The sequence below is a fragment of the Flavobacterium humidisoli genome (assembly GCF_023272795.1).
GTDB classification, from domain to species: Bacteria; Bacteroidota; Bacteroidia; order Flavobacteriales; family Flavobacteriaceae; genus Flavobacterium; species Flavobacterium humidisoli.
Genome location: NZ_CP096829.1, coordinates 5166030 through 5192806, shown reverse-complemented (window position 1 = coordinate 5192806; position 26777 = coordinate 5166030). Strand labels below are relative to the sequence as shown.

The 26777-nt window shown below is 32.9% G+C and carries 35 protein-coding genes; 2 read left to right on the top strand and 33 right to left on the bottom strand.

What is annotated here, in order from left to right; all coding sequences use genetic code 11:
- Position 1: 1 nt before the first annotated feature.
- Positions 2-394: a DoxX family protein gene (locus M0M44_RS21840; protein WP_248727625.1), complete on the bottom strand. Its 393-nt coding sequence runs from the start codon at positions 392-394 to the stop codon at positions 2-4.
- Between the two features lie 85 nt (positions 395-479).
- On the opposite strand from M0M44_RS21840, the gene M0M44_RS21835 reads away from it, so the two are divergent.
- Positions 480-1337 (top strand): helix-turn-helix domain-containing protein, encoded by an 858-nt coding sequence (locus M0M44_RS21835; RefSeq protein ID WP_248727624.1) that lies wholly within the window; start codon positions 480-482, stop codon positions 1335-1337.
- Here M0M44_RS21835 and M0M44_RS21830 read toward each other — a convergent pair.
- From M0M44_RS21830 to truA, 29 genes are all read right to left on the bottom strand, one after another.
- Positions 1334-1915 (bottom strand): LOG family protein, encoded by a 582-nt coding sequence (locus M0M44_RS21830; RefSeq protein ID WP_248727623.1) that lies wholly within the window; start codon positions 1913-1915, stop codon positions 1334-1336. The genes M0M44_RS21835 and M0M44_RS21830 overlap by 4 nt on opposite strands.
- A gap of 141 nt (positions 1916-2056) precedes the next feature.
- Positions 2057-2581 (bottom strand): GNAT family N-acetyltransferase, encoded by a 525-nt coding sequence (locus M0M44_RS21825; RefSeq protein ID WP_248727622.1) that lies wholly within the window; start codon positions 2579-2581, stop codon positions 2057-2059.
- Between the two features lie 85 nt (positions 2582-2666).
- Positions 2667-3791, bottom strand: coding sequence for a lactonase family protein (locus M0M44_RS21820; RefSeq protein WP_248727621.1), 1125 nt, complete (start codon positions 3789-3791; stop codon positions 2667-2669).
- 51 nt (positions 3792-3842) lie between these two features.
- Positions 3843-4946, bottom strand: a complete 1104-nt coding sequence (locus tag M0M44_RS21815; protein ID WP_248727620.1) for an MBL fold metallo-hydrolase — start codon at positions 4944-4946, stop codon at positions 3843-3845.
- Positions 4947-5369 carry a DUF1801 domain-containing protein gene (locus M0M44_RS21810; RefSeq protein WP_248727619.1) on the bottom strand — a complete coding sequence of 141 codons (423 nt, stop codon included), beginning with the start codon at positions 5367-5369 and terminating at the stop codon, positions 4947-4949. It lies immediately after the preceding gene.
- 5 nt (positions 5370-5374) lie between these two features.
- Positions 5375-6415, bottom strand: a complete 1041-nt coding sequence (locus M0M44_RS21805) for a serine hydrolase domain-containing protein (RefSeq protein WP_248727618.1) — start codon at positions 6413-6415, stop codon at positions 5375-5377.
- Between the two features lie 106 nt (positions 6416-6521).
- Positions 6522-6890 (bottom strand): nuclear transport factor 2 family protein, encoded by a 369-nt coding sequence (locus tag M0M44_RS21800; protein WP_248727617.1) that lies wholly within the window; start codon positions 6888-6890, stop codon positions 6522-6524.
- A 79-nt stretch (positions 6891-6969) separates the two neighbouring features.
- Complete coding sequence (locus M0M44_RS21795; RefSeq protein WP_248727616.1) at positions 6970-7182, bottom strand: ArsR family transcriptional regulator; 213 nt, start codon at positions 7180-7182, stop codon at positions 6970-6972.
- Complete coding sequence (locus M0M44_RS21790) at positions 7172-7597, bottom strand: hypothetical protein (protein WP_248727615.1); 426 nt, start codon at positions 7595-7597, stop codon at positions 7172-7174. The genes M0M44_RS21795 and M0M44_RS21790 overlap by 11 nt, the downstream gene beginning before the upstream one ends.
- Before the next feature lie 43 nt (positions 7598-7640).
- A complete protein-coding gene (locus M0M44_RS21785; RefSeq protein ID WP_248727614.1) occupies positions 7641-8555 on the bottom strand; it encodes a helix-turn-helix domain-containing protein in 915 nt (304 codons plus the stop codon).
- A 12-nt stretch (positions 8556-8567) separates the two neighbouring features.
- Positions 8568-9464 carry an NmrA family NAD(P)-binding protein gene (locus M0M44_RS21780; protein ID WP_248727613.1) on the bottom strand — a complete coding sequence of 299 codons (897 nt, stop codon included), beginning with the start codon at positions 9462-9464 and terminating at the stop codon, positions 8568-8570.
- Between the two features lie 102 nt (positions 9465-9566).
- On the bottom strand, positions 9567-10052 hold the full coding sequence (locus tag M0M44_RS21775) for an SRPBCC family protein (protein ID WP_248727612.1): 486 nt from the start codon (positions 10050-10052) through the stop codon (positions 9567-9569).
- A gap of 189 nt (positions 10053-10241) precedes the next feature.
- Positions 10242-10841, bottom strand: a complete 600-nt coding sequence (locus tag M0M44_RS21770; protein ID WP_248727611.1) for an NAD(P)H-dependent oxidoreductase — start codon at positions 10839-10841, stop codon at positions 10242-10244.
- Between the two features lie 79 nt (positions 10842-10920).
- On the bottom strand, positions 10921-11127 hold the full coding sequence (locus M0M44_RS21765; protein WP_057116634.1) for a helix-turn-helix domain-containing protein: 207 nt from the start codon (positions 11125-11127) through the stop codon (positions 10921-10923).
- Between the two features lie 10 nt (positions 11128-11137).
- Positions 11138-11680, bottom strand: a complete 543-nt coding sequence (locus M0M44_RS21760) for a DUF2975 domain-containing protein (RefSeq protein ID WP_248727610.1) — start codon at positions 11678-11680, stop codon at positions 11138-11140.
- Positions 11681-11814: 134 nt separating this feature from the next.
- Complete coding sequence (locus M0M44_RS21755) at positions 11815-12495, bottom strand: DUF4919 domain-containing protein (protein WP_248727609.1); 681 nt, start codon at positions 12493-12495, stop codon at positions 11815-11817.
- Positions 12496-12795: 300 nt separating this feature from the next.
- Positions 12796-13188: a DUF1801 domain-containing protein gene (locus M0M44_RS21750; protein ID WP_248727608.1), complete on the bottom strand. Its 393-nt coding sequence runs from the start codon at positions 13186-13188 to the stop codon at positions 12796-12798.
- 11 nt (positions 13189-13199) lie between these two features.
- Positions 13200-13640, bottom strand: coding sequence for a GNAT family N-acetyltransferase (locus M0M44_RS21745; RefSeq protein ID WP_248727607.1), 441 nt, complete (start codon positions 13638-13640; stop codon positions 13200-13202).
- A gap of 14 nt (positions 13641-13654) precedes the next feature.
- Positions 13655-13993: an avidin-fold protein gene (locus tag M0M44_RS21740; protein WP_248727606.1), complete on the bottom strand. Its 339-nt coding sequence runs from the start codon at positions 13991-13993 to the stop codon at positions 13655-13657.
- A gap of 18 nt (positions 13994-14011) precedes the next feature.
- Complete coding sequence (locus M0M44_RS21735; protein WP_248727605.1) at positions 14012-14659, bottom strand: suppressor of fused domain protein; 648 nt, start codon at positions 14657-14659, stop codon at positions 14012-14014.
- Positions 14660-14766: 107 nt separating this feature from the next.
- Positions 14767-15273 carry a TPM domain-containing protein gene (locus M0M44_RS21730; protein WP_248727604.1) on the bottom strand — a complete coding sequence of 169 codons (507 nt, stop codon included), beginning with the start codon at positions 15271-15273 and terminating at the stop codon, positions 14767-14769.
- A gap of 166 nt (positions 15274-15439) precedes the next feature.
- Positions 15440-16189, bottom strand: coding sequence for a DUF2314 domain-containing protein (locus tag M0M44_RS21725; protein ID WP_248727603.1), 750 nt, complete (start codon positions 16187-16189; stop codon positions 15440-15442).
- A gap of 190 nt (positions 16190-16379) precedes the next feature.
- Entirely contained in the window at positions 16380-16970 is a 591-nt protein-coding gene (locus M0M44_RS21720; RefSeq protein ID WP_248727602.1) for a hypothetical protein, read from the bottom strand.
- 187 nt (positions 16971-17157) lie between these two features.
- Positions 17158-18546: a dihydrolipoyl dehydrogenase gene (lpdA, locus tag M0M44_RS21715; RefSeq protein WP_073416603.1), complete on the bottom strand. Its 1389-nt coding sequence runs from the start codon at positions 18544-18546 to the stop codon at positions 17158-17160.
- Positions 18547-18920: 374 nt separating this feature from the next.
- The gene (locus M0M44_RS21710) at positions 18921-19505 is read right to left on the bottom strand and encodes an NUMOD4 domain-containing protein (RefSeq protein ID WP_095928832.1); all 585 of its coding nucleotides are present in this window, start codon (positions 19503-19505) and stop codon (positions 18921-18923) included.
- Positions 19506-19990: 485 nt separating this feature from the next.
- Positions 19991-20284 carry a ubiquitin-like protein gene (locus M0M44_RS21705; protein WP_248727601.1) on the bottom strand — a complete coding sequence of 98 codons (294 nt, stop codon included), beginning with the start codon at positions 20282-20284 and terminating at the stop codon, positions 19991-19993.
- A gap of 340 nt (positions 20285-20624) precedes the next feature.
- Positions 20625-20915, bottom strand: coding sequence for a ubiquitin-like protein (locus M0M44_RS21700; protein ID WP_248727600.1), 291 nt, complete (start codon positions 20913-20915; stop codon positions 20625-20627).
- Between the two features lie 180 nt (positions 20916-21095).
- A complete protein-coding gene (locus tag M0M44_RS21695; RefSeq protein ID WP_248727599.1) occupies positions 21096-22850 on the bottom strand; it encodes an ABC transporter ATP-binding protein in 1755 nt (584 codons plus the stop codon).
- Positions 22851-22935: 85 nt separating this feature from the next.
- Positions 22936-23670, bottom strand: coding sequence for a tRNA pseudouridine(38-40) synthase TruA (gene truA / locus M0M44_RS21690; RefSeq protein ID WP_248727598.1), 735 nt, complete (start codon positions 23668-23670; stop codon positions 22936-22938).
- Between the two features lie 330 nt (positions 23671-24000).
- Here truA and M0M44_RS21685 point away from each other — a divergent pair, with 330 nt between their 5' ends.
- The gene (locus M0M44_RS21685) at positions 24001-24495 is read left to right on the top strand and encodes a metallophosphoesterase family protein (RefSeq protein WP_248727597.1); all 495 of its coding nucleotides are present in this window, start codon (positions 24001-24003) and stop codon (positions 24493-24495) included.
- Here the strand turns inward: M0M44_RS21685 and M0M44_RS21680 are convergent, their stop codons facing one another.
- The 3 genes from M0M44_RS21680 to M0M44_RS21670 form a co-directional block, all read right to left on the bottom strand.
- Complete coding sequence (locus tag M0M44_RS21680; RefSeq protein ID WP_248727596.1) at positions 24496-25401, bottom strand: sensor histidine kinase; 906 nt, start codon at positions 25399-25401, stop codon at positions 24496-24498.
- 11 nt (positions 25402-25412) lie between these two features.
- Positions 25413-26072, bottom strand: coding sequence for a response regulator transcription factor (locus M0M44_RS21675; protein ID WP_248727595.1), 660 nt, complete (start codon positions 26070-26072; stop codon positions 25413-25415).
- Positions 26073-26223: 151 nt separating this feature from the next.
- Positions 26224-26634, bottom strand: coding sequence for a DUF4293 domain-containing protein (locus tag M0M44_RS21670; protein WP_008468670.1), 411 nt, complete (start codon positions 26632-26634; stop codon positions 26224-26226).
- Between the last annotated feature and the right edge of the window lie 143 nt (positions 26635-26777).

Here is a 26777-nt window from a genome sequence, read left to right as displayed (position 1 = left end):
TTTATTTTTTAATTAAAGTATCCATTGCCCAGCTGTTATAATCTGCAAAATGCAAAAGCAAAGCAAAAAATGCGATGTGAATTAATTGCGATGGAATAGCTTCCCAGTTCTCAATCATCGAAGTACCAAATAGTAAGATGAGCATAACGATTGCTCCGGCAACTAAAGATGGTTTAGTAAAGATACCTAATAATAAGAAAAGTCCGATTGCAAATTCGGCTATTGGAAGAATGTAACTGAAGGGGGTTACGATGATTTTAGGCAGCATTGAGTTTTCAAAACTGCCAACCATCCAATTGCTGAAAGTTGCTAGTTTCGGCAGACGAACCAATCCGTGGCCAAACATGCTGATGGCGATTGCAAGACGTAATAATAAAAATGAGGTTGTTTCCATATTAATGTGATTTTATAGTACAAAGTTCCAGATAACGACTTTTAAAAATTTGTACAATCATTGGAATAATTTGTATTTTTGGAAGATGGAAATTAGAAACTTACACCATCCTTTTGAACTTCAGTTTTTAGAAGTTTTGGAATACGAACCGAAAGAACGTAAAAATACTTTCTTCGAAATGGTGTTTGTTCTAGAAGGAAAGGGCACTCAAATTATCAATGATCACCGATTGCCGTATAGTAATGATAAGTTTTTCGTAATTTTTCCTCAGGACACACATAGTTTTGAAGTTACTGAGAAAACGAAGTTTTTCTTTTTACGCTTTAATGACAGCTATCTTAAAACACAAAATAGCGACTGGATTCAGAAATTGGAGTTTATTTTCCATAACCACAATCATATGCCGGGCTGTATTCTAAAAACTATAATCGACAAACCTTTAATAAGAGCAATGATTGAGGCGCTTATAAGAGAACAAAAAAGTCAATTTCCGCAGCAGCAAGAAGTCATAAAACAAATTATAAATACCATTATCACTATAGCAGCAAGAAATATTTCGCTTATGGCTCCTCTTAGTGTAAATGAGGTAAATGCTGTACCGAGTTTGGATTTATTGAATTACGTTCATCAGAATATTTATCAGCCGGATCAATTAAAAGCATCAAATATGGCGTCGGCGTTTAATGTTTCGCCAAAATATATAAGTGAGTATTTTAAAACCAAAATAGGGCAAAGCATACAGGAATATACAATCGCGTACAAAATAAAATTAATTGAAACGCGACTGAAATATACCAATATGCAAATCAATGAGATTGTATATGAATTTGGTTTTAGCGATGCGAGCCACTTGAATCGATTGTTTAAAAAATATAATGGAGTGAATCCTAGTGACTATAAAAAGCAGTTTAAAAATGTAGACAGAGTTAAATCTGAAACCTAAGATTGTTCTTTATCAATCCATTTTCCAACTGTCGGAGGCACATAATTTCTCATTTTTTCTAATAAATCATCGATATTGTCGCTAACCAAAAGCATTTCTCGATTCACATCTTTCAATAATCCTTTTTCTGTCATGGTTTGCAGTAATGCGATCAGCGAATCATAAAATCCGTTTACATTTAATATAGCAATCGGTTTTTTATGAAGACCTAATTGCGCCCAAGTCAGCATTTCGAAAAGTTCTTCAAGAGTTCCAAAACCACCGGGAAGCGCAATAACGCCATCACATAAATCGTTCATTTTGGTTTTTCTTTCATGCATGCTTTCCACCAAAATCAATTCGGTTAAACCTAAATGCGCAATTTCTTTCGATCTTAAAAAGTTTGGAAGCACACCAATTACTTTTCCGCCTGCATTTAGAGCGCCATCTGCAACAGCTCCCATTAAACCTACATTTGCGCCACCGTAAACTACTTCTATATTTTGTTCAGCTAAAGTTTTTCCAACTAAAATTGCTTGTTCTTCGTAAATTTTTTCAGTGCCAAAACTAGAAGCACAAAAAACCGTTATTCTTTTCATTTTTTATTTTTTTCTTTTAAGGAGCAAGAGACAAGAAACAAAAGAAGTCCTGCATATTTCTTGCTTCTCGTCTCTTTCCTCTTTCCTCTTTATTCTTTATTCTTTATTCTTTATTCTTTATTCTTTTCTCTTAATAATCTCTCATTCTTTCTTTAATTCGTATTCAAAATAGGGTACGTCTACACCATTAACTGTAAACATCATATCATTGATTTTTTCTGCTCCAAGTTTTAAAACGGCTTTTTGAGAACGGAAATTCTCTGATCCCACATGAAAAAGTACCGAATTAACGTGTTGAAAAGCATAATCAATCATTAATTTTTTGTTTGCGTTATTGTAGGGGCCGCCCCAATATTTTCTTGTAATGAAAGTATAGCCAATTCCAACGCTCGATTTTTCTGGATTGTAATCATAAAAACTAGTTGTTCCCATTATTTCATTGGTTTGTTTATCAAGAATTAAGAATGAACCTTTTGTAATTATAATATCAAAATAAGTTTTAAAACCTTCTCTTGTGTATCGGTCTTTTGCAGGATTCTGTTCCCAGATTAACGGATCAGAAGCGGCTTCAAATAGTGCTTCAAAGTGTTTTTCTTCTAACGGAATTAATTTTGAGATATCATTTTCTAAAAAATCGGGCTGTAAATTGAAGTTTGATGTTGCCATTTTTTTATTTTTTTTAATAATTTATAACACAAAGTTTCTCGTTACTCGAAATGACAAGATCATCTATAATATACTTATGAGAAAATCAAATCTGTTTAATCTGTACACAAGAAACGTTTTCCATTTTGATCTGTTTTCCTATTTTCTTTAGTAGTCCGGTTTTAGAATCTCTTTTAAAAACTATCACATTACCGGTTAGAACATTTGATGCTACTAAAAATTTTCCGCTTTCATCAAGAGCAAAAACCCTCGGATGTTTTCCTAAAGTAGACTGATAGTCAATGCTTTTAAGCAATCCGTTTTCATTAATAGAGAAAATGGCAATATTGTTTTCTTTTCCACGATTTGTAGCGTATAAAAATTTACCATCAGGAGAAATATGAATATCAGAGCTTTCAAAACCCTCTTTTATTTTATCAGGATGTGTGGCAATACGCTGTATTTTATTTAAAACACCATTTTCGTAATTGTAAACGCTTATTTGTCCTGCCATTTCTTCAATACAATATCCCCATTTTTGATTTGGATGAAAAGTAAAATCTCTTGGGCCAGCTTCTAAATCGGTTTTAGTAAACGGATTTTTAGTTTCGATTAAAGGCTTTTTTAGATTTTCATCAAAAGCGTAACAGCGAATTTTATCGGCTCCTAAATCGGGTAAAAACAAATAATCGCATTGTGGAGAAAATACTGCCGAATGAACGTGAGATCGAGTTTGTCGATCTTTATTAACGCTTCCGTCCACGTATTGAAAATTCTGAGCAATAGAGTCTATTTTACCGTTTTCCAAAAGCGGATAAACCGAAACGCTTCCTTCAGTATAGTTGGCATTGGCAAGCCATTTTCCGTTTTTGTGAACACTTGCATAAACAGGATTTTCACCGCCACTTCTCTGACTGTTTAAAAAAGTCAAAGTTTTTGCTGACGGATTAAATTCAAAACTGCTTACGCTTCCTGCATTTGGAGTTTTGGTGTCTGTACAGGCATAAATGTATTTTCCGTTTGGCGAAATTGTTAAATAGGATGGATTGACAACATTCTTAACCGAAGTAAATTTGGTCAATTTTCCGCTCAATGTATCCAATTGATAAACTTGAATGGCTTCAGCTGTTTTATCACGATTATAGGATCCCAAAAAGACATAGGTATTTTGAGAAAACAGGTTTATTGTTAGCAGAAATGCAATTATAGAACTGTATATTTTTTGTTTCACGTTTTTTTTAGTTTGTTCCAGATTTTAGATTTAGGCTCAGTTTTTCAATTATCAATTAACCCCTTTCCACCACTGTTTAAATTCTTGTTTGTCATTTTTCAATTCAACAGTTTCGCCGATCATTGGTGTAATTAAAGAAATCGGATTTTCAGATAAACTATTCAATTCGGTTACTTTTACCAATGGTTCGTCCCAAGAATGAAGCGATAAAGAGAATTTGGAAGAATGCACTGGAAATACTCGTTTTGCTTTTAAGTCTGTCATTGCTTTTATTACATCTTCGGGCATATTATGAATGTATTTCCATTTCTCATTGTATTGACCATTATCCAGTAAAGCAATGTCAAATGGACCATATTTTTCACCAATTGCAGCAAAATGAGAATCATAGCCGCTGTCGCCACCCAAATACATTTTAAAATCTTTAGTTTCCAAAACAAAAGAAGTCCAAAGTGTATTACATCTTTTAAAACTTCTGCCAGAAAAATGTCTTGAAGGCGTAGTATGAATCGTCAGATTTTCATCTAATAGAATGGTACTGTACCAATCTTTTTCGATAATAATTTCCGATGGAAATCCCCAAAACTCAAAATGTGAGCCAACTCCAAGAGCCGTGATAATCTTTTTAGTTTTAGGTTTTAATTTTAAAATAGTATCGTAATCCAAATGATCATAATGATCGTGTGTAATCAATAAGTAATCAATTTCTGGAAGATCGTCGACTGAATAAATATCAGAACCTTTGAAAGATTTTGTTGTGCCAGGAATAGGAGAGGCGTTGCCACTAAAAACAGGATCAATTAGAAATCGTTTTCCTTCCAGCTGAATGAAATAAGATGAATGTCCAAACCAAACTAAAACATCTTGATCCAAAGAAAGTTCTTTTAAGTTGGTTTTTACGGATGGAATCAAATCGGTTGGAATTTTTCTATCTACTTTTTTGAAGAAAAATTCAAACAAAACCCCAGCCATACTTGCTCCTTCTGCAAGGTCGGGTGTAAAAGATTGATTTTCGAATTTTCCGTTTTTATATTGAGGCGAATTTTGAATTTGAGTTTGTCTTTCTCCAGAAGGAGCTTTTCCAAATTTTGGATGCTGTAGAAACATGTAAATAGCAAGAGCTATCAGACATAATAGAATTAAGAATGTGGTCATTTATTTAGAGGGATATAATTTTTGAGTGTATTGAGTAGAAAGCAAAATTATCTTTTTTAAGACTTCGATATCGACATCAGCCAATTTTTTGATGTAAATGCAAGCCTTCGAAGAAGTGTGTTTTCCTAGTTTAGATAAAAGTTCTTCTCTCTTTTCTTCTGGCAGATAAAAATAAACAGTCATTGCTGTTTTTCTTGGCGAAAATCCAGCTAATGGCGCATCGCCTTCATGTCCACTGTCATATTTATAGTGATAATTCCCAAAACCAATAATGCTCGGTCCCCACATTTTGGGTTCAAAGCCAGTTATTTGCTGTATTATTTTAAGAAGTTCAAAAGCATCTTTTCTTTTCACTTCATTTTCGACAGCGTTAATAAAATCAGTAACACTTTCTGCTGTTTCGGTGGTTTTATTTTTTGCCATTTGGTTTACTTTTTACTTAATAAATCACTTTTTAGAAGGATGTTTTTGATTTTGAATTCGGAAGCATAAAATAAATTGGCATCTTCGGGCATTTGATTTTCTAAAACAATCAGACTAACATCACTTTCCGGGAAATACAAATTTACGCCAGAAAATCCGTCTCCTAATCCTGTATGTCCGAGATATTTAACAGATTCCTCTTCTACAATTCGAATTCCGTATCCATAAGGTTTTTTTTCTATTCCGAAGAAATTATGCTGAGATAAAATGGTGTTTTTAGTTAGTAACCGATACGATTCTGGTTTTAATATTTTTCCTTTATGCAGATTATTATTCCAAATAGCAAGATCAGAAACGGTTGAAATAATGCCATCTGCTCCCAAACTTTCAGTATTAATTTGTCTTGAAGTATCTTGTTCCAGCTGATTTTTTACATTGTAATAACCCGTTGCTAGATTTTGTTCTTTATCTTTTGAATAACAAAAAGTGTGATTCATTTTTAATTTCCTAAAAAGCGATTCAGCAACCTCTGTATAGCTTTTTTTAGAGCTGAATTCCACAATTTTTGCAACCAAATTAAAACTTAGATTTCCGTATTTGAATTCAGTTCCAGGTTTAAAAGCCAATGGTTTTTGCAAATCGATAATTCCGTGAGAATGATTTAAAAGCTGATGGACCGTGACAGAATCTGCCCAAGTTTGATTTAGTTCTGGCAGATATTTTTTGATTGGAGCATTCAAATCTACTTTTCCTTTTTCTACTTCCAACAAAAGTAAAACCGCAGCAATTAATTTACTGTTGGACATGATTTCAAATTGGGTATCCATTTTTAAAGGTGTTCTCGTTTCAAAATTAGAAAAGCCTTCTGCTTTAGAATACCATGTTTTTCCATTTTGAGAAATCAAAATCACACCATTAAATTTTGGATTACTGTTTTGAATCACACTATCGATACTTTTTTTAAAATCGTTTTTTTTCTGTGCAGAAGAATGACAGCTTGTGAAGATTACTAGCAGTAATACTGAAATTTTAGAGATGAAGTTCATTTTGGTTATTGAGAGTTTCTATTTGTTTTGAGTTTCAGGTTTCAAGTTTCAGGTTTCACGTTTTCAGAGGTAACTTGAAACCTGAAACTTGAAACAAAATTTTAATTTAAAACATTCCATTTGTATTAATAGAATCTTTTGGAACAGGTTGTCCTAAATCCCAGAGTTCTACGATTTTGTCGTCTTTGAATTTGAGAATATGCACAACAGCAAAACCAATGTCTGAAGGCGTTTGTTTAAGATGTGAATGCACGGCAACCAGGTTTCCATCTTCTAGAATATGATGAATTTTAAATATCTTATTCGGATTTGTTCTAGCAGATTCTTCCATGGCAAGCATTAAGGTGTCTGCATCGCCTTTGAAGTAGGCGTTGTGATGTTTGAAATTCTTTCCGACATATAATCGAAAACCTTCGTGAGAATGTCCTTTTGCTGCCAATTTCAGGAAGTTTTTAGCGATTTCTTTCTTAGTCATGATTCAAGATTTAAAAGCAAACTAAGTTATGAAATAAAGTGCTATAAATTTTGTAGAAAAGAAAAGGAAATTTATAAAATTAAATGGCTTCCGATTTGATTTGGCTAATATCAATACCAAGTTTAGTAAACTCTTTTTCACCCAATTCGGTTATGTAAAAATGCTTCTCTTCGGGATTGTTTTTGGCAATCCATTTTTTGTCGGCAAATGTTTCTAGAAGCAATTCGCCCAATTTACCGCCAAGATGTTCATAGCATTTTTTTGCTGGTTTTATCTTTTTTTTATTTTCCATCATTTCTCTTTTTTACAGCAACTTTAGAAGCCAAATACGCCATTGGAATATAAGCAAAAACTAAATCAACTAAACCAAACCAAAGCGGAGAAGGCAAAGTGAAAATTGTAACAAGACCACCAAATAAAAAGAAACCTCCAATGCCGAAAGCCAGTTTTGTTTTGTGCTTAATTGCAGCAAAAGCGGTTGTCAATGCTCCTGCAAAAGTTCCGAGTGCGTGCGCCAAAAATGGAAAAAGAAAATGCTTTGGCTCAAATAAATGCATTGTTGCTTGTAAACCTTCAGCAGTAGTAACGTCTGCACCATTTGGCGCTGGAATTATAGAGCCGCTTATTAAAATGATGCTCATATTAACAATACTGCCAATAACAAGACCTGCAATTACAGCCAAAGTATTTCTTAAAAATGGATTCATAATTTTCGTTTTTTACCTAACGAATGTATGAAAAATAAAGGAATTAGTTAAATGATTGCCTGAATTCTAAAGGTGAAGTGTTTGTTTTTGTTTTGAATAATTTACTAAAGGATTGCTGGTGCTCAAAACCAAGTTCAAATGCAATTTCGCTGATAGAAAGAGAAGTAGTCGAAAGTTTCTCTTTTGCTTTTTCAATCAATTTATTATGAATATGCTGCTGCGTGCTTTGGCCCGTATGCGTTTTTAATAATCCGCTTAGATAATTGGGTGAAACATTTAGGTTTTCGGCAATAAACTGAACTGTTGGAATTCCTTTTTGTTTTAAAGTGTCGTCGGTAAAATAGTCTTCCAAAAGTTTTTCTAATCGTGCCAGAATCTGATGACTGCTTATTTTTCGGGTAATAAATTGTCTGTTGTAAAATCTTTCGGCATAAGTGAGAAATAAATCAATTTGTGCAATAATAACGTCTTGACTGAATCTATCGATATTAGATTGGTATTCCTGCTGAATATTTTTTATAATATCAATGAGCATATTTTCTTCTTTATCAGAAAGATGAAGCGCTTCATTGACCGCGTAACCAAAATAATCATATTGTTTGATTTTCTGTGCGAGCGGCGTATTCCAAAGAAAATCAGGATGAATCAATAATGACCATCCTGTGTGTTGCATTTCGGAATTTCCTTCAATAGAAAAAACTTGCCCTGGCGAAAGAAAAATTAAAACTCCTTCTTTAAAATCGTATTCCTGTTGGCCATATCGCATTTTTGCGTTGGCATTTCTTTTTAAAGCAATCGAATAAAAATCCAGCATTAAGCTTTTGGGTTCTTCGTTATGGAGATATTTTAAATCTTCAAAATTGTAAACGCTTACCAAAGGATGTTCGGGTTTTGGCAAATCTCTAAATTCATGAAATTCGCTTATTGTTTTAAATCGAAGGGGTTGCTGATTTGCCATACTCCAAGGTAATTAATTTTGATTGAAAACGGCAGCAAATTCTTTTGCATAATCTGCCAGTTTTGTTTTTCCTAAAACTGCTGGACGATGTTGGTAATAATCTTCACTTAGTAAACCACTATAAAGTGCGGCATACATTTCTACCAAACCTTGTGCAATTTTAGGTTGCATTCCAACAGCAATTAATCCGTTTAGTGTTTTTTCGTCGCTTATTAATTTCCACTTTAAATCTGGATTTCCGATCGCTTCTCCTAAAATTTTTGCAGTTTGATCTCCAGAAACTTCTTCGCTCGCCACATAACGTATTTTTTTTCCGTCAAGCGGAGTTGTAAGTTCTTCTGCAATTGCTTCGGCTATATCGTTTGGTGAAACCCACGGAATCAATTGGTCAGCTCCATAATTAGCAGCGACAGTCGCTTGGTTTTTAATCATCGGGATATAAGCCAGCAAATTGTAGTAAAAAGAAGTCGGACGCATAAATGTAATGGAAACCTCTGAAAGTTTGTTCAAAACCACTTCAATTTCATTATAACGCTGAATAATTCCAGAACCTTGTTCTAAATGTGCACCAATACTGCTTAAAAACACTACTCTTTTTACGCCAGATTTTGCGATAGCTTCTGCATAACTATTTCCAATTGTACGAGTAAAAGCATCTAAATCAAGATTCGGATCAAAATAATTCGCACGTGGAATCATGCAATATACGGCATTTGCTCCTGTAAAGGTTTGAGTTAAAAAATGAACATCATTAACAGATCCAATCGCGGCTTGAGCTCCTAGATTTTCGATTTCCGATTTTCTTTCGCTACTGCTTGCAATTATTGTAATTTGATGTTTTTCTTTTAATAAAGCTTTCGCTAAAGGCTTGCTAATGTTCCCTAGAGAACCTGTAATTATAATTTTCATACTATTATTTTTTTGTTGATACAAAGTTGCGAAGCATTAGAAAAATAGATTTAGCCAAATCTATGATTGACTTAGCCTAAAATAATAGTATGAAATGTGATTTTATTTTTCGGATAATTTTCTTTCGGTTTCAATTTGTGGTTTTCCAGTAGCATTCGGCAGACCTTCTCCAGTTTCGATTAGTTTTTTCAAACTATTCTCAATGTAATTGGTCCAGCCTGCTTTGCAAACTTCAAAACATTCGTATTCTGGCACTAAACCCACGTGGGTAAAAGTGAGTTTCGTTTTATTGTTTTCTTTCGAAATATCAAAAACAGCCGTTGTGTTAGTCCATTCGGTATCGTCATTGGTGAAGCTGAAATAATTTTCTTCAATCAGCCAGACGATTTTCTGATTTGGAATTACTTCAATCAATTTTATTTTACAGCGATGAACGTCCTCATAATGGTATTTAAATTCGTCTCCTTTGTTTGCTGTTTTGCCTTCAATTTCTTCAGACCACCAGCCTCGAACATTTTGTATAGCTTTAAAAACTTCGTCTGGCGTTTGATTGACAATTATAGTAGTGGTAAAATCGTGCGTACTCATAATTAATTGATTTTTAAATTAGTAAAGTAAAATTACAATCTAAAAATCAATTGATTACGGTGTTTATAAGACATTTTTAAGGTGTATTTCGGACACGTTCTATATTGTCGAGGTTTAGAAACCGCCTTCAAACAACGATATAACAGAAATAATAATTCCCAAAAACACAATAATACTTATAAGGTAAAATTAAGGTTTATATATTGCTTTAAATTTTTGAGGAATTTTATTTATGAGTTCAAAATGTGTTGGCATAACATTTTCTAGTTCCAATGTTCCGCCTAGAATAATCATTTCTTTATGCGTAAAACGTTTTCCAAGTCGGTCTTCGAGCATAATTTTTTCCATGCTTTGTGCAATTTCAATTTCATGCAAAAATTCATTCGGATGTCCCGCTGTGCAAATTACAAGGCCATACGGAATAGTTTTCATTTTTCTTGAAGTTTCATTTTGTCCATAGGCATATCCCACAGAATAAACCCGATCGAACCAACCTTTTAATTTTGCAGGACAATCACTCCACCAAACAGGATATAGAAAAATAATGCAGTCTGCTTTTTCTATTTTTTCTTGTTCTGCTAAAACATCTGTAGGAATAGGAAATTGTGTTTTGGCAAAACCTTCTCGTTCGTATTCTTCTTCAGACATATCGCCAACAAAATTGGATGCATATAAATCGGAGATTTCTACATTCCATTTTTCAGTATTCAAGGCTAGTTTCAATCTTTCTAAAACTTGAAAAGTGTACGATTTTTTGCTCGGATGTGCGTAAACAATGAGAATGTTCATTTTCAGATTTTTTAGATTTATAATTGTTTTGAAATTTTAATCTGATTCATACGAAAATACAAATTAAATCGAATTCAAATTATTCTTCAGAAAATTCTAAAATATCGCCGGGCTGGCAATCGAGAACTTTACAGATTGCTTCGAGTGTACTGAAACGAATTGCTTTTGCTTTACCCGTTTTTAGAATGGAAAGATTGGACAAGGTTAAATCTACTTTTTCTGAAAGTTCGTTTAATGACATTTTTCTCTTTGCCATCATGACGTCTAAATTTACTATAATGGGCATAATTTTTTGTTTAAATAGTTAAGTCAATTTCAGATTGAATTTCGATTCCTCTTTTAAAAATCTGCCCTACAACAAACAAGACAATTGCCATAAAGATCCAAATGCTGTGGCCTTCCAAATTAAGTGATTCTAACGAAGGAAGTTTCACGCCTTTAATAATTAGCCAATTGTTGAATTTGAAGGCCCAGAACGAAAACAGCCCTATTCCGAAAGCGAGATAAGAAAGATAAGATATAAAGCGACCCATTTCGGCAGTAAAAGGCTGTTGGATGTTTAATTTTTTCTCATGCAACATTTTTACAATCAGATAAAACATAATGGCTTTTAAGATTGCCACGATGCTGATAAAGCATATTTCTTGAATATAAAAACTAGGACTGTAATTATATAAGTCAAGCAAATGAAGAAAACGAGCATTATAGGAGTTTATGGTCATAGTATAAATTCCGTTAAAAAGATACATGCCGGCTTCTACGCATAAGCCAATAAAAATAACCCATGATAAGATATTCAGGATTTTTAGAATTTGCGGTGTTCCAATTTTAATTTCCATGCTATTCAAGATTAGAAGTTATGCTGCTAAAATAATAAAAATTTATTGATAAACAATAAATAAATAGTTTTTATCAAAAAAAAGCTTCAGCATTAAAATCTGCTGAAGCTGTGTATTTTGTTTTTTAAAGTATGTTAGCGTAGCATTTTCTTTTCGTTTTCTAGCATTTTTTCGATGTTAAAGTAAATACCGTCTACATTGTATGCGCCTTTTTCGAAACTTAGATAATCGCAATTTTCTACAAGTGACTGTCCTTTCGATTCAATTTCGAAAAGACTGAGTAAAATGTATTCATGATCGACCATTAGTACATGAAAACCAGTTTCGCATTTCTTTCCGTCGCCAGAAGAAAGTATTACATTCATGATGCTGTGAAATCTAAAAGAGGCAATTTTTGCAGATGTTTCGTCTCCTTTTAAATGATAAATGTAAGTAAGGAAATTGAGCTGTTTTAAATCAAACGGAAAATCGCTTAAGGTATGATTAGACAATTTGATTATTTCGTCATAATCTGAAACTTCGAGTTCTTCTTTGTCATAATATTTGCGAAGCTGTTCTTCGTCTGGTGACGTCCAAAAGGCATTGTATTTGGGTTGAAAAACATAGCCTAAATACAAATGGCGGTATTCGTCATGCGATAAAAGCGTGTCGTTTTTCGTGAGTCTTTCCATTAATTTAGGATAGTAAAACTTTGAATTTTTGTCGTTGATTTCTTTTTCGATGGCTTTATAATCTGGAGTTGTAAAACCTATTTCTTGTGAATGCAATTGAATTGCAAAACAAAAAAGGAGAAGGATGAAAATTTGTTTTAGCATGATTTAGAGTGTTTTTGGTTGTAGTTCTGATCTTACTAAAGTACAAATTATATAAGAACAAAAATGTTCTTATGAATACCAAATGCGTGAAGGATGGGAGCGATATCCTTTTATGGTGGGGTTCACCATAAAAGATATAGCGGACAGCCTGACCCGGAGGGACACGCCCAAGTAAAACTGAATTTTATTTTTCTAGATTATTCGGTAATCCATTTTTTATAAAGATAAAATGCCTTTGCGACAACAGTATGTCAGTAATAAGATTAAAGATAAAAAACTGGAAATTAAATAATTGCTTTTTTAAAGTGGTTTTATTCGAAGCAGTTCGCCTTTTCGTTTGACAATGTTTTTATAATCCCATTGAATTTCTCTGCTTTTTTCTAGCCAGCGTTTTAAGTCTTCGTGGTTAATTTGATTGCTGTTTGTGTAGCGCATTTCGGCAGCTTTAAAAGAACCTTCGTTTTGGAGTTTTTCTTCCTCAAAAGATTGTCCGCTCCAGAAAAGTAATCGAACAGAATCCTTTAATTTGCTATAACCCACAATCGGATTTCCATCTAGAAACCAAACAGGATGCGCATGCCAGATTTTGCTTTCGGCATCAGAAAGATTTTCATTTATAATCGTTAAAAGAAGATCGCAGATTTCTTTGTTTTCTGCGGTCTGAGAATTGTTGTAATCTTGAATCTGGCTCATGTCTTTAGCATTTATGGTTGTTTTATATCTTTTGTCAACTCAAGTAGAATATAAGTTCCGTTGCTAGAATTTCCTCGCGATTTTTCTATAAACCCCTTTTTAGTATAAAATTCAATTGCTTTAATGTTATTTACAAGACATTTTAAGGTAATTGGAAACGAGGTTTTTAAGATGGCAGCTTTTAATAATTCTGTACCAAGATTTTGTCCTTGATGTTTAACATCAACATACAGATGATGGATAAAGTTGTTTGGCATCCAGATCGAAATAAATCCGACTGGGATATTGTTTACAAGAGCCGTTAAAATATATTCGCCTTGTGTTTGCTTGTCAAAATCGTCTAATTCAAATTCTGAAATATCTTGTTCTGTAAAGGTGCGCCGTCTTTCGTTTAAGAATAATTCTCTTAAATGAGGTAAATCTGCATCTCTTGATTCTATTATGATCGCCATTTTAGAATTTGTATTTATTGTTCTTCAATTACAGAATTTCCTTTTGAAAGATCGCCAGATGTCCATTGCCAAGTTTCATGAAGCCTTATTTTACCGTTTTCTACTATTTCGGGTTTAGAAGTGCAGATTCCTGTCATAAGTTCTCCTTTTTCGTTTATTTGGTGATACCTCATTTCAATGTTTCCTTCTTCGTCTACTAATCCAACAAGATGGCCTTTTTTGATTTTCCCTCCTGAATATTCTGATGTTAAAATATTTCCTTCCTGTTTGTAATGAAATGCAGTTTCACTAGAGGTTTCTCCATTTTCGCTGTTGCTTACAGGTTTAAAGATTTTATTATTGTAATTGATCATTTTAAATTCTATTAAATTTTAATCTTTTCGATTTAAATCGGTAATTAGTAAAGGATTGTTTTCTTTTAGCTTCTTAACTATTTCTTCAACTCCTTCTGGATTTTCTTTAATGTGTTCATATTCTGCAGAAGTTATGCCGACGATTTGTAAAAATGAAACTTCGCCGTGTGGCGTTTGTTTTTTAGGGATTTCCGGATCATTCACAAAAATTAATGCCGTAATATCGGTTTCAGTGTCCAGACGAATTGGTCCGTTTGCTGGCATGTAATGAAACTCTTCAAACCAATTTCCACTGTCAAATACATATTTGGCGATATTTTGCAAAAGTGCAATTGCCCAGCTTGGATTGCCATTATCGGCTTCAAAAGGTTTTAATCTAAAAGTAAGTTCGAAACCCCATTTGCTAAATTCTCCGTCTACTTTTTCTTCGTTATAATACAATTCAGAAAATCCGTAAGTAATAAAATGATAATGATCTTCTTGTTTTTTACTTTCGTAATAACTTACACCGTCAAGCGGATGTTCTCCGCCAAGCATATAGCTAATTGCTGGAGCAAAATGTTTGGGTTCCTGCCCTGGATAAAGTCGGTCAAATTCTTTATCAATTTCTAACCATCCAACGGCGTCGTCTTCTGAAAATTCTTTTTTGTATTGTTCTAATTCCATTTCTAGTAAAACTTATTTTTACACTAAAATAGGTCTTTTTCTAACTAGTAGTTTTCAGATATTAAAAAAAAATCCGACTCGCTTTCGCAAATCGGATTTTGACCTATTTATTGTTGTTGTAATTTTTTCATGAATTCATTTGAAGCCTGCTCTAAAGCTTTAAAATAGTTTCCTTTTTTAAGTTCGGGAATAGAGTAGGTGCTGATTATGTTTTGTGTGTCTTCAGCATTTAACTTGTATTTTATAAAATCGACACTTAAAACCTGAATTTGTCTTAATGTTTTACTGACAACAATTAAAAGCGTTGGATCTAATCGCGGGTCTTTTGATAAAAATTTGTCAAGATCTACTGCAAATTCATCAAAAGACTGAAAAGGTTCAACAGAAGGAGTTGTTATGACCACAATTTTATAAAGGTGTTTTTTTTCGAAAGCGTTTAGGGTCGTGTTTAACGATTGAAGTTCTGCTGGTTTCAATACTTTTTCGAAGTCGTTCACACAGTCTGTAGATTGAGAAAAAGTGCTTTTTAAACGGGAAGCAAAATCGGCGTCGGTTTTGGTTTGGGCAGATAAAACTGAAGATAACAGTATAAGCGTAAAGAATAATTTTTTCATTCTATGGCATGTTAGATTTGGTGCTGCAAAAGTAGCACATTCTTTATTGCAAACAGATGAAAAAATGATCAGTTTTGATTTTAAAATGAAAAAATATTCTTTTTTGAAAAGCAGTTTATTAAAACAAAATCCGATCTACTTTTGGTAAACCGGATTCTGAAATTTTTTATTGAAATAAAGGTATTAAATGATCCCATTTGAGTTCTTTGGCAAAATCTAAAGCTGTTTTTCCGCTATTGGTTTTTGCATTTGCATTTGCTCCGGCTTTTAAAATGAGTTCTACAGAAGTCTGATTTCCAGCAATCGCTTCACGATGCAAAAAAGTGTAGCCTAAATCGTCTTGCGCTTCTATTTCTTCTGGATTGTTTTTTAAGAATTCGATGAGACTTTCTTTCATATTTATACTCATCGGATGCTCCACCAAGTTCTCTGGTTTTTCTTTCTGATTCGTAACAACCAGAATGTCATTGTAATCTCCAAATTCTAAGCCCCAAGCATTGTCGTGATCTTTTCTTTCGTCTTCGTCCATTTCTGAGCGTATGGCATGGATTGTAAAAGCGCCGTATGTTTTTCCTTGACTTGCAAATAACCAATCACTGATTTGATTAATCGGAATTGCAATTTCGTCTCCATTACTAACATTGGTTAAGTCATTGGGATCATTTACTAAAATTCCGTATATCGTTTCGCCGTCAAAGTTTACGTCGTTAATCCACATATGTTCTACGATAGTTTCATCGTCTATATCTTGAGTGAAAGCCAATTTTACACAAGCTACATCAAGTCCAGGAATTATTCTGCGATATTCCCAAGATAACTCTCTCCAGAAATATTTAAAAGTTTCTTGTGCTTTTTTGTAAGCTTCGATCATTTTTGGATTTTCTCCGTCGGCGTAGAATATTTTTGTTTCTTCCATAAAAAAGGATATTTATAATGATTTATAAAAGTAATCTTTTTATGACTTTAAGGAAAATGATATCTAATGATTTTTGAATTTTATTAAGACAAAAACACGAAGATTATTTTAAGAACTTTAGATATATTGAAATAAAAAAATCCGACCTGTTTTCACAAATCGGATTATATAAAAATTAGAATTTAATTTCTTAAAAAGTATACCCTATTCTTAAATGAAAATAAAGCAAGAATTGTTCTTTTGTGTAATCAAAATCATCTACACTTTGTGCATTTCCAAAATTAGAATTTGCTTTAATAAATACCAATCTGTATCCTATTCCTGCACCAGCTTCGTAAGTAAAATGATCTCCAATTGCTCTTTTCATTCCCCATGTTGGTGTAATAGATAAATCTGCATTTTTAGTGATATTATCATCTAAATTAATAACAAACCAATCTGGATGGTAACTTGTTTTTAGAGAAATATAATTACCGCTGTTATTCGAAATATTTTTTCCTCTGGCGTTTCTTTTTTTCAGATTAAAATAAAATTTTGGCTCTGCTGTAATTACGGGTTGTAATATAAAACCAGCTTCATCATAATGATCTCCAACTGCAAAATCGTGTTCGATACCAATTTCGCTTCTTAAAGCAATTGAATTAGCAAGTTTTAATTCGTTGTTAAGCCAAATTCCGGCAAAACCTGTTTGTGCCGAAAAGATTGATTTTTCTACGTTAGCTTCTTGAGCTGTCGCATTAATAGTTATTCCTAATATTATAAATAGGATTAATTTTTTCATACTAGTATTTGTTTTTTTGTAATTGGTTAGATTAATTTTGGTGCGAAAATAGTATTAAAATTTTAAAATCCTAATTTGCAAAAACTATAAAAGTTTAAAAGGTAAAAGGCACAAAAAAATCCGACTTGTTTTCACAAATCGGATTTATTAAATTGAGAATTATATATAACCGTAAAACGGTTTGTTTTTACAAGTGAATTACTTCGCCGTAAGCATCAGCTACAGCTTCCATAACAGCCTCGCTCATTGTTGGGTGAGGGTGGATAGATTTAAGGATTTCATGACCTGTAGTTTCTAGTTTACGAGCTACAACTGCTTCAGCAATCATATCTGTAACACCAGCACCAATCATGTGGCATCCTAACCATTCTCCGTATTTAGCATCAAAAATTACTTTTACGAATCCGTCAGCGTTTCCAGCAGCTTTTGCTTTTCCAGAAGCTGAGAATGGGAATTTACCAATTTTTAATTCGTAACCTTTTTCTTTTGCTTGTTTTTCTGTTAAACCAACAGAAGCGATTTCTGGAGTTGCGTAAGTACAGCCAGGAACGTTTCCGTAATCGATTGGGTCTACGTGTAAACCTTTAATTTTCTCAACACAGTTAATTCCTTCAGCAGAAGCTACGTGAGCTAAAGCTTGACCTGGAGTAACGTCTCCAATTGCATAGTATCCTGGAATGTTAGTTTCGTTGTAAGCGTTTACTAAGATTTTATCTCTGTCAACAGCGATTCCAACTTCTTCTAATCCGATGTTTTCAATGTTTGTTTTGATTCCAACTGCCGAAAGTACGATGTCTGCTTCTAAAACTTCTTCTCCTTTTGCAGTTTTAACAAATGCTTTAACTCCAGCTCCTGTTGTGTCAATGCGCTCAACAGAAGAGTTAGTCATTACTTTAATTCCTGATTTTTTCAAAGAACGCTCAAATTGTTTTGAGATATCTTCGTCTTCTACAGGAACTACGTTTGGCATAAATTCTACGATAGTAACATCTGTTCCCATTGAGTTGTAGAAGTGAGCGAACTCAACTCCAATTGCTCCAGAACCCACAATAATCATAGATTTTGGTTGAGTTGGCAATGTCATTGCCTGACGGTATCCAATTACTTTTACACCATCTTGAGGTAAGTTTGGTAACTCACGAGAACGAGCACCAGTTGCGATGATAATGTGATCAGCGCTATATTCTGTAACTTTATTGTCTTTATCAGTAACGTCAAGTTTTTTTCCTGGTTTTAATTTTCCAAAACCTTCGATAACGTCAATTTTGTTCTTTTTCATTAAGAATTGAACACCTTTGCTCATTCCTTCAGCTACGCCACGGCTACGTTGAATAACTGCAGGGAAATCTTTATCAAATTCAGAAACTTTCAATCCGTAGTCAGAAGCGTGTTTAAGGTAATCAAAAACTTGAGCAGATTTTAAAAGCGCTTTTGTTGGGATACATCCCCAGTTAAGGCAAACTCCACCTAGATTTTCTTTTTCTACTACAGCAGTTTTAAAGCCTAATTGTGAAGCTCTAATCGCTGTTACATATCCTCCAGGACCACTTCCTAAAACAATAACGTCGTATTTCATTTTTTTTGCTTTTAGTATTAACTATCGAAAATGAAGTTTGTATTTCCGAAACTCATCTTTCGATTTCTTCTTTTGTTATTTGTGATTGCGAATTTAAGGATTTATTTTATATGAACACTTGAAATTTTGTTTTTAAAGATATAGATATTGGCCTTTTCACAGAAAGCGAACTAATTGTGAATTGTAAATTGTGAATTATGAAGTGATTTTTAAGATTTAGTGATTAATTGTTGATGGTTTGTGGTTGATAGTTGATGGCAAAAAAAACAAGCCACAGATTACTAGGATTAAAATGATTTCAAAAAATCTCTGTTAATCTGTATAATCTGTGGCTTATAATTATGAATTAATAATTTACCATTCACAATTAAAAATTAAATCTTAACGTGTCCCCAGTTTTCTCCGCTGGCAATTCTTCTAATTTGCATTTCGCTTACGCCAAATTGTTTTGCAATCATTTTAAGACGTGTTTTTTGTTCTGGTCTTGCTAGGATTTTTTTAATTAGCATCACTTTTGTGGTTGTTAATTTTCGTCCATCAGCTTTTAGATTGTGTTCAATTAAGTTCTTTTTTGCCTGAATAACACGTGGACTTTTACGGCTATGCGCCATCATTTCCTGTTTGGTTGCCCAGCGCAAATTACTTACATCATCGTTTGCTCTGTTATAATCTAAGTGCAAAACATAAGTCTGATCTTCAGAATCTTTTGGAATAAAGTACTGAGCCACTAATTTGTATAAGAAGAGATACTTGTTTACGATTTTATCGTCTTTTTTAACCTTAAAACGGAAAGTTGGATATCCGTCGCTTAAACCTCCTTTTAAGATGCGTCCGTTTTCAATATCGTCGGTAAAACTGATTAGCCTTCCTCTGTTCGAAATGGCGTATCTTAATTGTAATGAGGCATTTATTTCTATTTCTTTGAATTTTTCATCAGGATAAAATCTATTTTGTGGCATTGTCTTTTACATTTGATTTCTATATTCTCAAAGATAAAGAATAAACCAAAAATTTCTGCTATCTAACTGATTGTGAAAGGGCAATTTTATGATTTCTATAACGCTAATTTAACGTTTTAAAGCGTTTTTGACAGTTTTTAGTCGGATTTTAAATCACAATTTATGAATACTGCAGTTTTTTAATTTAAGAAACAAACGTCAATTTATAGCTAAATAATTATTAATTTACTGGTTTAGCCCATTTTGAAATTATTGAGGTCCTTTTTACTAATGAAAATTATGCTAGATTGGGCTTGAAGAACAATTAGAATCAATTCATAACTCTATATGAAAAAAGGGTTTGACTTTTAATTAAAAGTCAAACCCCATTATTTTTAAGCTTGTATACTTTAGGAGAGTTTTTTGCTTTCCCATATTGTATTTAAAATTGAAGCATATAACCCAGTTTTAGAATTAAAAACTTTGTTATCTTCTTTCAAAATAAATTAATTACACGGAGGAGTTCTAAGAACCATATGTACTGTGCTTTCTTTTGGAATGTTATAATCAGATAGTGTTCTACCGTCTTCAAGTTGTTTTCCTGCAAATATGATTCTTTGGCATTCCACTGGAATTCCTTCTTTATCGAATATTTTGGCCTTAAGATTATCAATAGTATCTGAACTTTCAATCTCAATTGTTATGATTTTTCCAGTCAAAGTTTTTACAAAAATTTGCATTGAGAACGCATTAAGCGAAAATGCTAAAAATAAAACGATAAAAAGTAATTTCTTTTTCATAGGTTTTTTAAAAATGATTATTAAGTTTCAAACTTACTTATTTATTTGTAAGAATACAAGTGGTATGCTGGAGTTGTGTTAGACTAAATTTACTTTTAATACAATGAATAAAGGTATTTTTAGTGTTTTATTTTTTGTAAGATTTTGAAAATTAAGGATGTAAGTAATTTCGTAAAGTTAATTAGCTATTAAAAATTGCATCACATTTGGCTTGAAGGATTCAAAATCAATTCTTAACACTATATGATGATAAAAGGTTTCTGAGTTTCAATTAAAGTCAGAACCTTTTATTTTTAATTTTAAGTGTCTTTTTTTCTATAGGAGAAAAAAATATTAATTATTACATTTCCTTACGAATAACCAGATGTATTGAGCTTTCTTTTTGAATGTTATAATCAGATAATGTTCTGCTGTCTTCAAGTTGTTTTCCTGCAAATATAAGCCTTTGGGTATCAGGAAGAATTCCTGTTTTGTCCATTATCTTAAACTTAATGTAATCAATGGTGTCAGAGCTTTCGACCTCAAGGGTTATAGTTTCTGTAGAACCAACAACTCTTATAAAAATTTGCATGGAGAATGCATTAGCCGAAAAGACTAAAAAGAAAACGATAAAAAGTAATTTTTTTTTCATAGGATTTTTTAAAAATGATTATTTATTTCTCAAACTTACTTATTTATTTGTAAGAATACAATTAAAATTTTTGAGTTGCAATAAATTCATTTTTTCTTAAATACAATGAACAATCGTGTTTTTAGTAATTTAATTTTTTGTAAGATTTTGAAAATTAAGGATGTAAGTAATTTCGTAAAGCTAATTAGCTACTGAAAATTGTGAATCGTACAGGTTTTTGTAATAACCATCTGTTTTATTAAGTAATTCTTGATGTGTGCCTTGTTCTACGATCAAGCCTTTATCCATAACCACAATTTTGTCGGCATTTACAATTGTTGCTAGTCTGTGCGCAATAATAATCGAAGTTCTTCCTTTTGTAATTGTTTCTGTCGCACGCTGAATCATTTCTTCAGAATAGGTATCGATAGAAGAAGTCGCTTCGTCCAAAATCAAAATGCTTGGGTTGCTCACATAAGAACGTAAAAAAGCAATAAGCTGTCTCTGTCCAGAGGAAAGCATAACGCCACGCTCTTTTACATCAAAATCATAATTATCGGGCAGATTCATAATAAAATCATGAACTCCAATTTTCTTTGCCGCATCAATTACTTTATCTCTCGTAATCTCTGGATTGTGCAAAGTAATATTATTATAAATCGTATCGGCAAACAAAAACACATCTTGCAAAACAACAGCAATTTGTTTTCTTAAAGAAGCCAAAGTATAGTTTTCTATATTTTCTCCATCAATGCAGATTGTTCCGCTATTGATTTCGTAAAAACGATTCAGTAAATTAATAATAGTAGACTTTCCTGCTCCTGTAGAACCTACAATTGCCACGGTCTGTCCAGCAGAAACCGAAAGATCAATACCTTTTATGACTTCTTCTTCTGGAATATAGCTGAAACGAACGTCTTTAAAATCAATTCTTCCATTAAAAACGGGCGCTTCAATGGTTCCTGTATCTTGAATATGATCTTGCGTATCGATAATGTCAAAAACACGATTGGCAGCAATCATTCCCAATTGCATCTCGTTAAATTTATCCGCAATTTGTCTCAACGGATTAAACAACATTCCGATAAACATGGTATACGAAAACAAATCACCAAAAGTTGTAAAATGATCTCCATTCAAAATTCTGAATCCGCCATAAACTACTACCAAACCTAAAGTAATAGACGAAATAATATCGGCAATCGGGAAGAAAATCGAGTTGTACAAAATTGTTTTAATCCAAGCAACTCTATGTTTGTTGTTAATTTCTTTAAAGTTTTCAGCTTCGATTTTTTCACGGTTAAAAAGCTGTACGATTTTCATTCCCGTCACGCGCTCTTGTACAAAAGAGTTCATATTGGCAATCTGCGTTCGAACTTCTTCAAAAGCCACTTGCATTTTACGTTGGAAAATTCTGGTAATGTAAACTAGAATAGGCATTGCAACTACAACAATCCAGGTTAGTTTCCAGTTCATATAAAACATAAAAATAAGAACCACGAACATTTTCATCAAATCGCTTATAATCATAAACAAACCTTGGCTGAAAATACGGGCAATCGATTCAATATCTGAAACAGCGCGAGTAACCAGCTGGCCAACCGGAACCAAATCGAAATACTTCATTCTGAAACTCAAAATGTGTTTGAAAAGTTTGGTTCTAATATCTTTTACAATATCCTGTCCGAGCCAGTTTGCCCAATAAACAAAGTAAAATTGAGAAAAGACCTCCATCAGCAAAACTACGCCCATCAAAACGATATACATCAGCAATCCTATTTTATCATGAGTTTTGATGTAGCCATCGACCGTTTCTTTTAGTAAATAGGGGCGAAGTGCAGCGAAGATAGACAGCGAAATGGCAAATATGATTACGCCATAATAACGCCATTTATAAGGTCGTGTATATTTTAAAATTCGTTTGAATAGTCCTGTGTCGAATGCTTTTGCTTTCATTTGTTTTTTCAAGCTTTAAGCTTTAGGCTTTAGGCAATAGGCTTAACATTTTTGGTGCTTAAAACCTACAGCTTATAGCTAATAGCTATAAATAATCGTAATAAATATTGGTCAAATATAAACCATGTGCCGGAACCGAAAATCCTGCTTTTTCTCTGCTTTTGCTGGCAATGATATTTTCAAAATCAGTTAAAGTAATTTTCTTTAAACCAATATTAATCAATGTACCCACAATGGCGCGAACCATATTTCTTAAAAAACGATTTGCCGAAATGGTGAAAATCAGTTTTTCGTTTTCTTGTTTCCAGTACGCCTCAAAAATCGTGCAATCAAATGTGTTTACATCAGTGTTAACTTTTGAAAAACATTGAAAGTCGGTGTGCTTCAGTAGTAACTGTGCGGCTTCATTCATCAAAGCAACATCCAGTTTTTGTGTAACATACCAGCATAATTCCTGTAAAAATGGATTTTTTACTGTATTGATATGATATTCGTAAGTTCGTTTTGTAGCATCAAATCTACAATGTGCATCATCGTGAACGAGAATAATATTAAAAATCGCAATGTCTTTTGGTAAATAAGAATTCAGTTTATGAATTAAAATTGGAATGTCTAATTTTTTTTCTGTGTCAAAATGACCGTACATTTCGCTTGCATGAACACCAGTATCCGTTCTTCCAGCACCCATAATGCTGATATTTTCATTTAATAAAACCGAAAAAGCCTTATTTAAAGTTTCTTGAACTGAAGAAGCGTTTGGCTGTATTTGCCAGCCATGATAATGTGTTCCGTTATAAGCGAATTGAATAAAATATCTCACTGTTGAGGTTCAAAGGTTCAGAGTTGCAAAGGTACGAAAAAAGATGCTAAGGTTTTTTTCTTTAGTTGCAAAGGGGCAAAGGTTCAGAGTTGCAAAGGTTTTTACGTTGTGCATATCCGTAGAGACGCACTGAAGTGCGTCTTACTGCAGAGGTTCAGAGTTGCAAAGATTTTTCGTTGCGTATATCTGTAGAGGCACACCGCAGTGCGTCTCACGTTAAATTGAAAAAAACTAAATTTGAAAACAACACTAAGACGCACTTTGGTAAGCCTCTAGAAAGAAAACCTTTGTACCTTTGCACCTCCAAACCTTTGAACCTGCATAAAAAAAATGACTAAAATTCTCCTTCTTTCAGATACCCACAGTCACATCGATGATACTATTTTAAAATATGTTGCTCAGGCAGACGAAGTGTGGCATGCGGGTGATATTGGAGATTTGGTAGTTACAGATACGATTAAAAAACTAAAACCTTTACGAGCGGTTTATGGAAATATTGACGATGCAAAAGCAAGATTAGAATTTCCGCTAAATAATCGTTTTTCATGTGAAAATGTTTCGGTTTGGATTACCCATATTGGCGGTTATCCCGGAAAGTATAATCAGAATGTTAGAGAAGAATTAGCTTTGAATCCGCCTAAATTATTTATCTGCGGACATTCACATATTTTGAAGGTAATGTTTGATAAGAAGAATAATTTATTGCATATGAATCCAGGCGCGGCAGGGAAAAGTGGTTTTCATAAAGTGAGAACCATGTTGCGTTTTGTAATTGATGATGATAAAATCAAAGATTTGGAAATTATCGAAATAGGAGAGAAGTGATTAATGTGGCAGCGGAATCTGAATTTTTATTTTGGTTCCCTGATTTTCTTTTGAAGTTATCGATAAAGTTCCTTTGTATTTTTTGATTCTAGCTCTAATTCTACTTAAACCGAAACCTTCAGCGTCTTTTAATTTTTGCGTTTTGAAACCAATTCCGTCATCGTAAATGTGGAGGATTAGTTGGTTTTCTCTTTCAGCTAAAGAGAGTTTTGCCTTTTTAGCATTGCTATGTTTAGTAATATTACTAAACAATTCGCTGACTATGAAATAGATTTTCATTTCAAATTTTTCAACATATCTTCTACTGATCGGAATAGCGCTTGAAAATTCAAATTCAATTGCAGAATTTGAATTTTTCTCGCATAAATCTTCCAAAGCATAAATTAATCCAAAACGCACCAAAAGCGAAGGAACAAGATCGTGAGACATATCGCGTAAAAGTTCATGCGCTTCTGATAGAATGGCTTTTGCTTTCCGTATTTCTTCCGATTTTAAATCGTTTTGAGCTGTAAAGGTATTTAAATGTAATCCCGCTGATGATAATAGTGAATTGATATTGTCATGGAGAAAAGAAGCAATTTTTTTACGCTCTACTTCTTGAGAGTCAATTCCAGAATTAATAATATTGAGAAGGATTTTCTGTTTGGTGTCTTTTCGTTTTATTTTCTGTTTTAGTTTGTTGTTTTGGTATAAAAAGTAAAATAAAAGAAAAATGATTACAGTGAGTATAATGGTTAAACTAACGATTTTTTTATTTCGAAGCTGTTCGGATTTACTAAGATAATTAACGGTCGTTTGGTTGTTTTCGATTTGTGAAGTTTGTGCTGTATTCTTTAACTGTGCGAAAGTAATTTCTTCAAAAGAAAAAAGTAGAAGAAGAGATAGGATGAATTTGAAACGAAACATACAAGCAATCTTTAAGGATTAATCAAATTGTTTTTAAGAGCATATTTTACCAGACCTATTGTACTTTTTATATTAAGCTTTTTCATGATGTTTTTTCGATGCGTTTCTACAGTGTGTGAACTGATAAAGAGTTTTTTGCTAATTTCTTTGCCGCTGTATTCTAAGGCAATTAAAATAATGATTTCAATCTCACGCGGACTTAAAATTGGGTTTTCTATAAGTGCGTTCTGATTTAATTTAGGGTTGTCTCTAAAAGTATTGAAAATTTTCTCTCTAACACTGTCGCTAAAATATTCCTGCCCTTGATAAACGGCTTCGACAGCTTCTATAATATTTTCTCCAGCGCAATTTTTTAACAGATAGCCTTTTGCGCCTAATTTCATAACTTCTTTAATGATTTTTAGATCATCGTAACTGGATAAAATAATGGCTTTGCAAGACATATTTTTTTCGCTAAATTCTTTCAGTACCTCTATGCCGTCTTTCTTTGGCATGCTGATGTCTAGTATTAAAACATCGGCTTTGTCATTCATTACATCATCATAAACACTGGTGCCGTCTAAAGAAGTTCCGACCACTTCAAAATTTGAAACAGTTTGAAGCAGGTTGGAAAGACCGTCAATTAATACCTGATGATCATCTGCAAGATGGATTCTTATTTTTGGTGTCATGATTATATTTGAATTCGAAAATGCAAATTTACCATGTAAATCACACATTTATAATGCTCTTTAGGTCTGATTTATGATAAAATAAGGCATAAAAAAAACCCGAATCAAAATTCGGGTTCTTCTTCGCACAAAATAAACTAAGTTTATAGGTTTACCTCAAACGATCAACAGATTTTACAAGATCTTCGTCCTTTTTGATGGCCTTATTAGCTAAAACTAATAACACGATAGCAACAATCGGCATGAACATCCCAATACCTTTCTCAGAGACCTCAGTCCCTCCAGATAAATTTAGTGATCGATATACAAATAATCCTAATAAAATTAAATTTAATATTATATTAAGTCTGTTTAGCACAAACTGATTTTGTCTCTTTTTGAATGAAATGATACTGATAATACTAAGCATAGTCGTTAAGCCTAATAAAACAGTATAAAGCTGGTCCTGCATAAAAAAGAATGGCTTTCCTGCACTAGTTGTCCAAAGCGGAACAAAAAGCATTAAAATGCCAGTTGCAGCAAAAGCTAGAAATAAATATACAGTCTGAATTCTTTGTATCATGGTCTAAAAATGTTTTACAAAAATATATTTTCTTTTTTTAAAATACTATTGTATGATAAAATTTTATTCGTATTATTGCATCATAATACCGTAAGCACTTCATACTGCGGTCAATTCAAATTAATTATCTACCTATTCTTTTT

What these genes read in the sequence shown, in the direction of transcription:
- M0M44_RS21835 (WP_248727624.1), top strand. Translation starts at nt 480, where the DNA reads ATGGAAATTAGAAACTTACACCATCCTTTTGAACTTCAGTTTTTAGAA.
- M0M44_RS21750 (WP_248727608.1), bottom strand. Translation starts at nt 13,188, where the DNA reads ATGAGCCAGATTCAAGATTACAACAATTCTCAGACCGCAGAAAACAAA.
- M0M44_RS21800 (WP_248727617.1), bottom strand. Translation starts at nt 6,890, where the DNA reads ATGACTAAGAAAGAAATCGCTAAAAACTTCCTGAAATTGGCAGCAAAA.
- M0M44_RS21725 (WP_248727603.1), bottom strand. Translation starts at nt 16,189, where the DNA reads ATGGAAGAAACAAAAATATTCTACGCCGACGGAGAAAATCCAAAAATG.
- M0M44_RS21765 (WP_057116634.1), bottom strand. Translation starts at nt 11,127, where the DNA reads ATGCCCATTATAGTAAATTTAGACGTCATGATGGCAAAGAGAAAAATG.
- M0M44_RS21740 (WP_248727606.1), bottom strand. Translation starts at nt 13,993, where the DNA reads ATGATCAATTACAATAATAAAATCTTTAAACCTGTAAGCAACAGCGAA.
- M0M44_RS21840 (WP_248727625.1), bottom strand. Translation starts at nt 394, where the DNA reads ATGGAAACAACCTCATTTTTATTATTACGTCTTGCAATCGCCATCAGC.
- M0M44_RS21810 (WP_248727619.1), bottom strand. Translation starts at nt 5,369, where the DNA reads ATGGCAAAAAATAAAACCACCGAAACAGCAGAAAGTGTTACTGATTTT.
- M0M44_RS21780 (WP_248727613.1), bottom strand. Translation starts at nt 9,464, where the DNA reads ATGAAAATTATAATTACAGGTTCTCTAGGGAACATTAGCAAGCCTTTA.
- M0M44_RS21830 (WP_248727623.1), bottom strand. Translation starts at nt 1,915, where the DNA reads ATGAAAAGAATAACGGTTTTTTGTGCTTCTAGTTTTGGCACTGAAAAA.
- M0M44_RS21785 (WP_248727614.1), bottom strand. Translation starts at nt 8,555, where the DNA reads ATGGCAAATCAGCAACCCCTTCGATTTAAAACAATAAGCGAATTTCAT.
- M0M44_RS21685 (WP_248727597.1), top strand. Translation starts at nt 24,001, where the DNA reads ATGACTAAAATTCTCCTTCTTTCAGATACCCACAGTCACATCGATGAT.
- M0M44_RS21680 (WP_248727596.1), bottom strand. Translation starts at nt 25,401, where the DNA reads ATGTTTCGTTTCAAATTCATCCTATCTCTTCTTCTACTTTTTTCTTTT.
- M0M44_RS21710 (WP_095928832.1), bottom strand. Translation starts at nt 19,505, where the DNA reads ATGCCACAAAATAGATTTTATCCTGATGAAAAATTCAAAGAAATAGAA.
- M0M44_RS21755 (WP_248727609.1), bottom strand. Translation starts at nt 12,495, where the DNA reads ATGCTAAAACAAATTTTCATCCTTCTCCTTTTTTGTTTTGCAATTCAA.
- M0M44_RS21675 (WP_248727595.1), bottom strand. Translation starts at nt 26,072, where the DNA reads ATGACACCAAAAATAAGAATCCATCTTGCAGATGATCATCAGGTATTA.
- M0M44_RS21705 (WP_248727601.1), bottom strand. Translation starts at nt 20,284, where the DNA reads ATGAAAAAGAAATTACTTTTTATCGTTTTATTTTTAGCATTTTCGCTT.
- M0M44_RS21815 (WP_248727620.1), bottom strand. Translation starts at nt 4,946, where the DNA reads ATGACCACATTCTTAATTCTATTATGTCTGATAGCTCTTGCTATTTAC.
- M0M44_RS21745 (WP_248727607.1), bottom strand. Translation starts at nt 13,640, where the DNA reads ATGGCGATCATAATAGAATCAAGAGATGCAGATTTACCTCATTTAAGA.
- M0M44_RS21760 (WP_248727610.1), bottom strand. Translation starts at nt 11,680, where the DNA reads ATGGAAATTAAAATTGGAACACCGCAAATTCTAAAAATCCTGAATATC.
- M0M44_RS21805 (WP_248727618.1), bottom strand. Translation starts at nt 6,415, where the DNA reads ATGAACTTCATCTCTAAAATTTCAGTATTACTGCTAGTAATCTTCACA.
- M0M44_RS21720 (WP_248727602.1), bottom strand. Translation starts at nt 16,970, where the DNA reads ATGAAAAAATTAATCCTATTTATAATATTAGGAATAACTATTAATGCG.
- M0M44_RS21795 (WP_248727616.1), bottom strand. Translation starts at nt 7,182, where the DNA reads ATGGAAAATAAAAAAAAGATAAAACCAGCAAAAAAATGCTATGAACAT.
- M0M44_RS21790 (WP_248727615.1), bottom strand. Translation starts at nt 7,597, where the DNA reads ATGAATCCATTTTTAAGAAATACTTTGGCTGTAATTGCAGGTCTTGTT.
- M0M44_RS21700 (WP_248727600.1), bottom strand. Translation starts at nt 20,915, where the DNA reads ATGAAAAAAAAATTACTTTTTATCGTTTTCTTTTTAGTCTTTTCGGCT.
- M0M44_RS21670 (WP_008468670.1), bottom strand. Translation starts at nt 26,634, where the DNA reads ATGATACAAAGAATTCAGACTGTATATTTATTTCTAGCTTTTGCTGCA.
- M0M44_RS21695 (WP_248727599.1), bottom strand. Translation starts at nt 22,850, where the DNA reads ATGAAAGCAAAAGCATTCGACACAGGACTATTCAAACGAATTTTAAAA.
- lpdA (WP_073416603.1), bottom strand. Translation starts at nt 18,546, where the DNA reads ATGAAATACGACGTTATTGTTTTAGGAAGTGGTCCTGGAGGATATGTA.
- M0M44_RS21825 (WP_248727622.1), bottom strand. Translation starts at nt 2,581, where the DNA reads ATGGCAACATCAAACTTCAATTTACAGCCCGATTTTTTAGAAAATGAT.
- M0M44_RS21775 (WP_248727612.1), bottom strand. Translation starts at nt 10,052, where the DNA reads ATGAGTACGCACGATTTTACCACTACTATAATTGTCAATCAAACGCCA.
- M0M44_RS21770 (WP_248727611.1), bottom strand. Translation starts at nt 10,841, where the DNA reads ATGAACATTCTCATTGTTTACGCACATCCGAGCAAAAAATCGTACACT.
- M0M44_RS21735 (WP_248727605.1), bottom strand. Translation starts at nt 14,659, where the DNA reads ATGGAATTAGAACAATACAAAAAAGAATTTTCAGAAGACGACGCCGTT.
- M0M44_RS21730 (WP_248727604.1), bottom strand. Translation starts at nt 15,273, where the DNA reads ATGAAAAAATTATTCTTTACGCTTATACTGTTATCTTCAGTTTTATCT.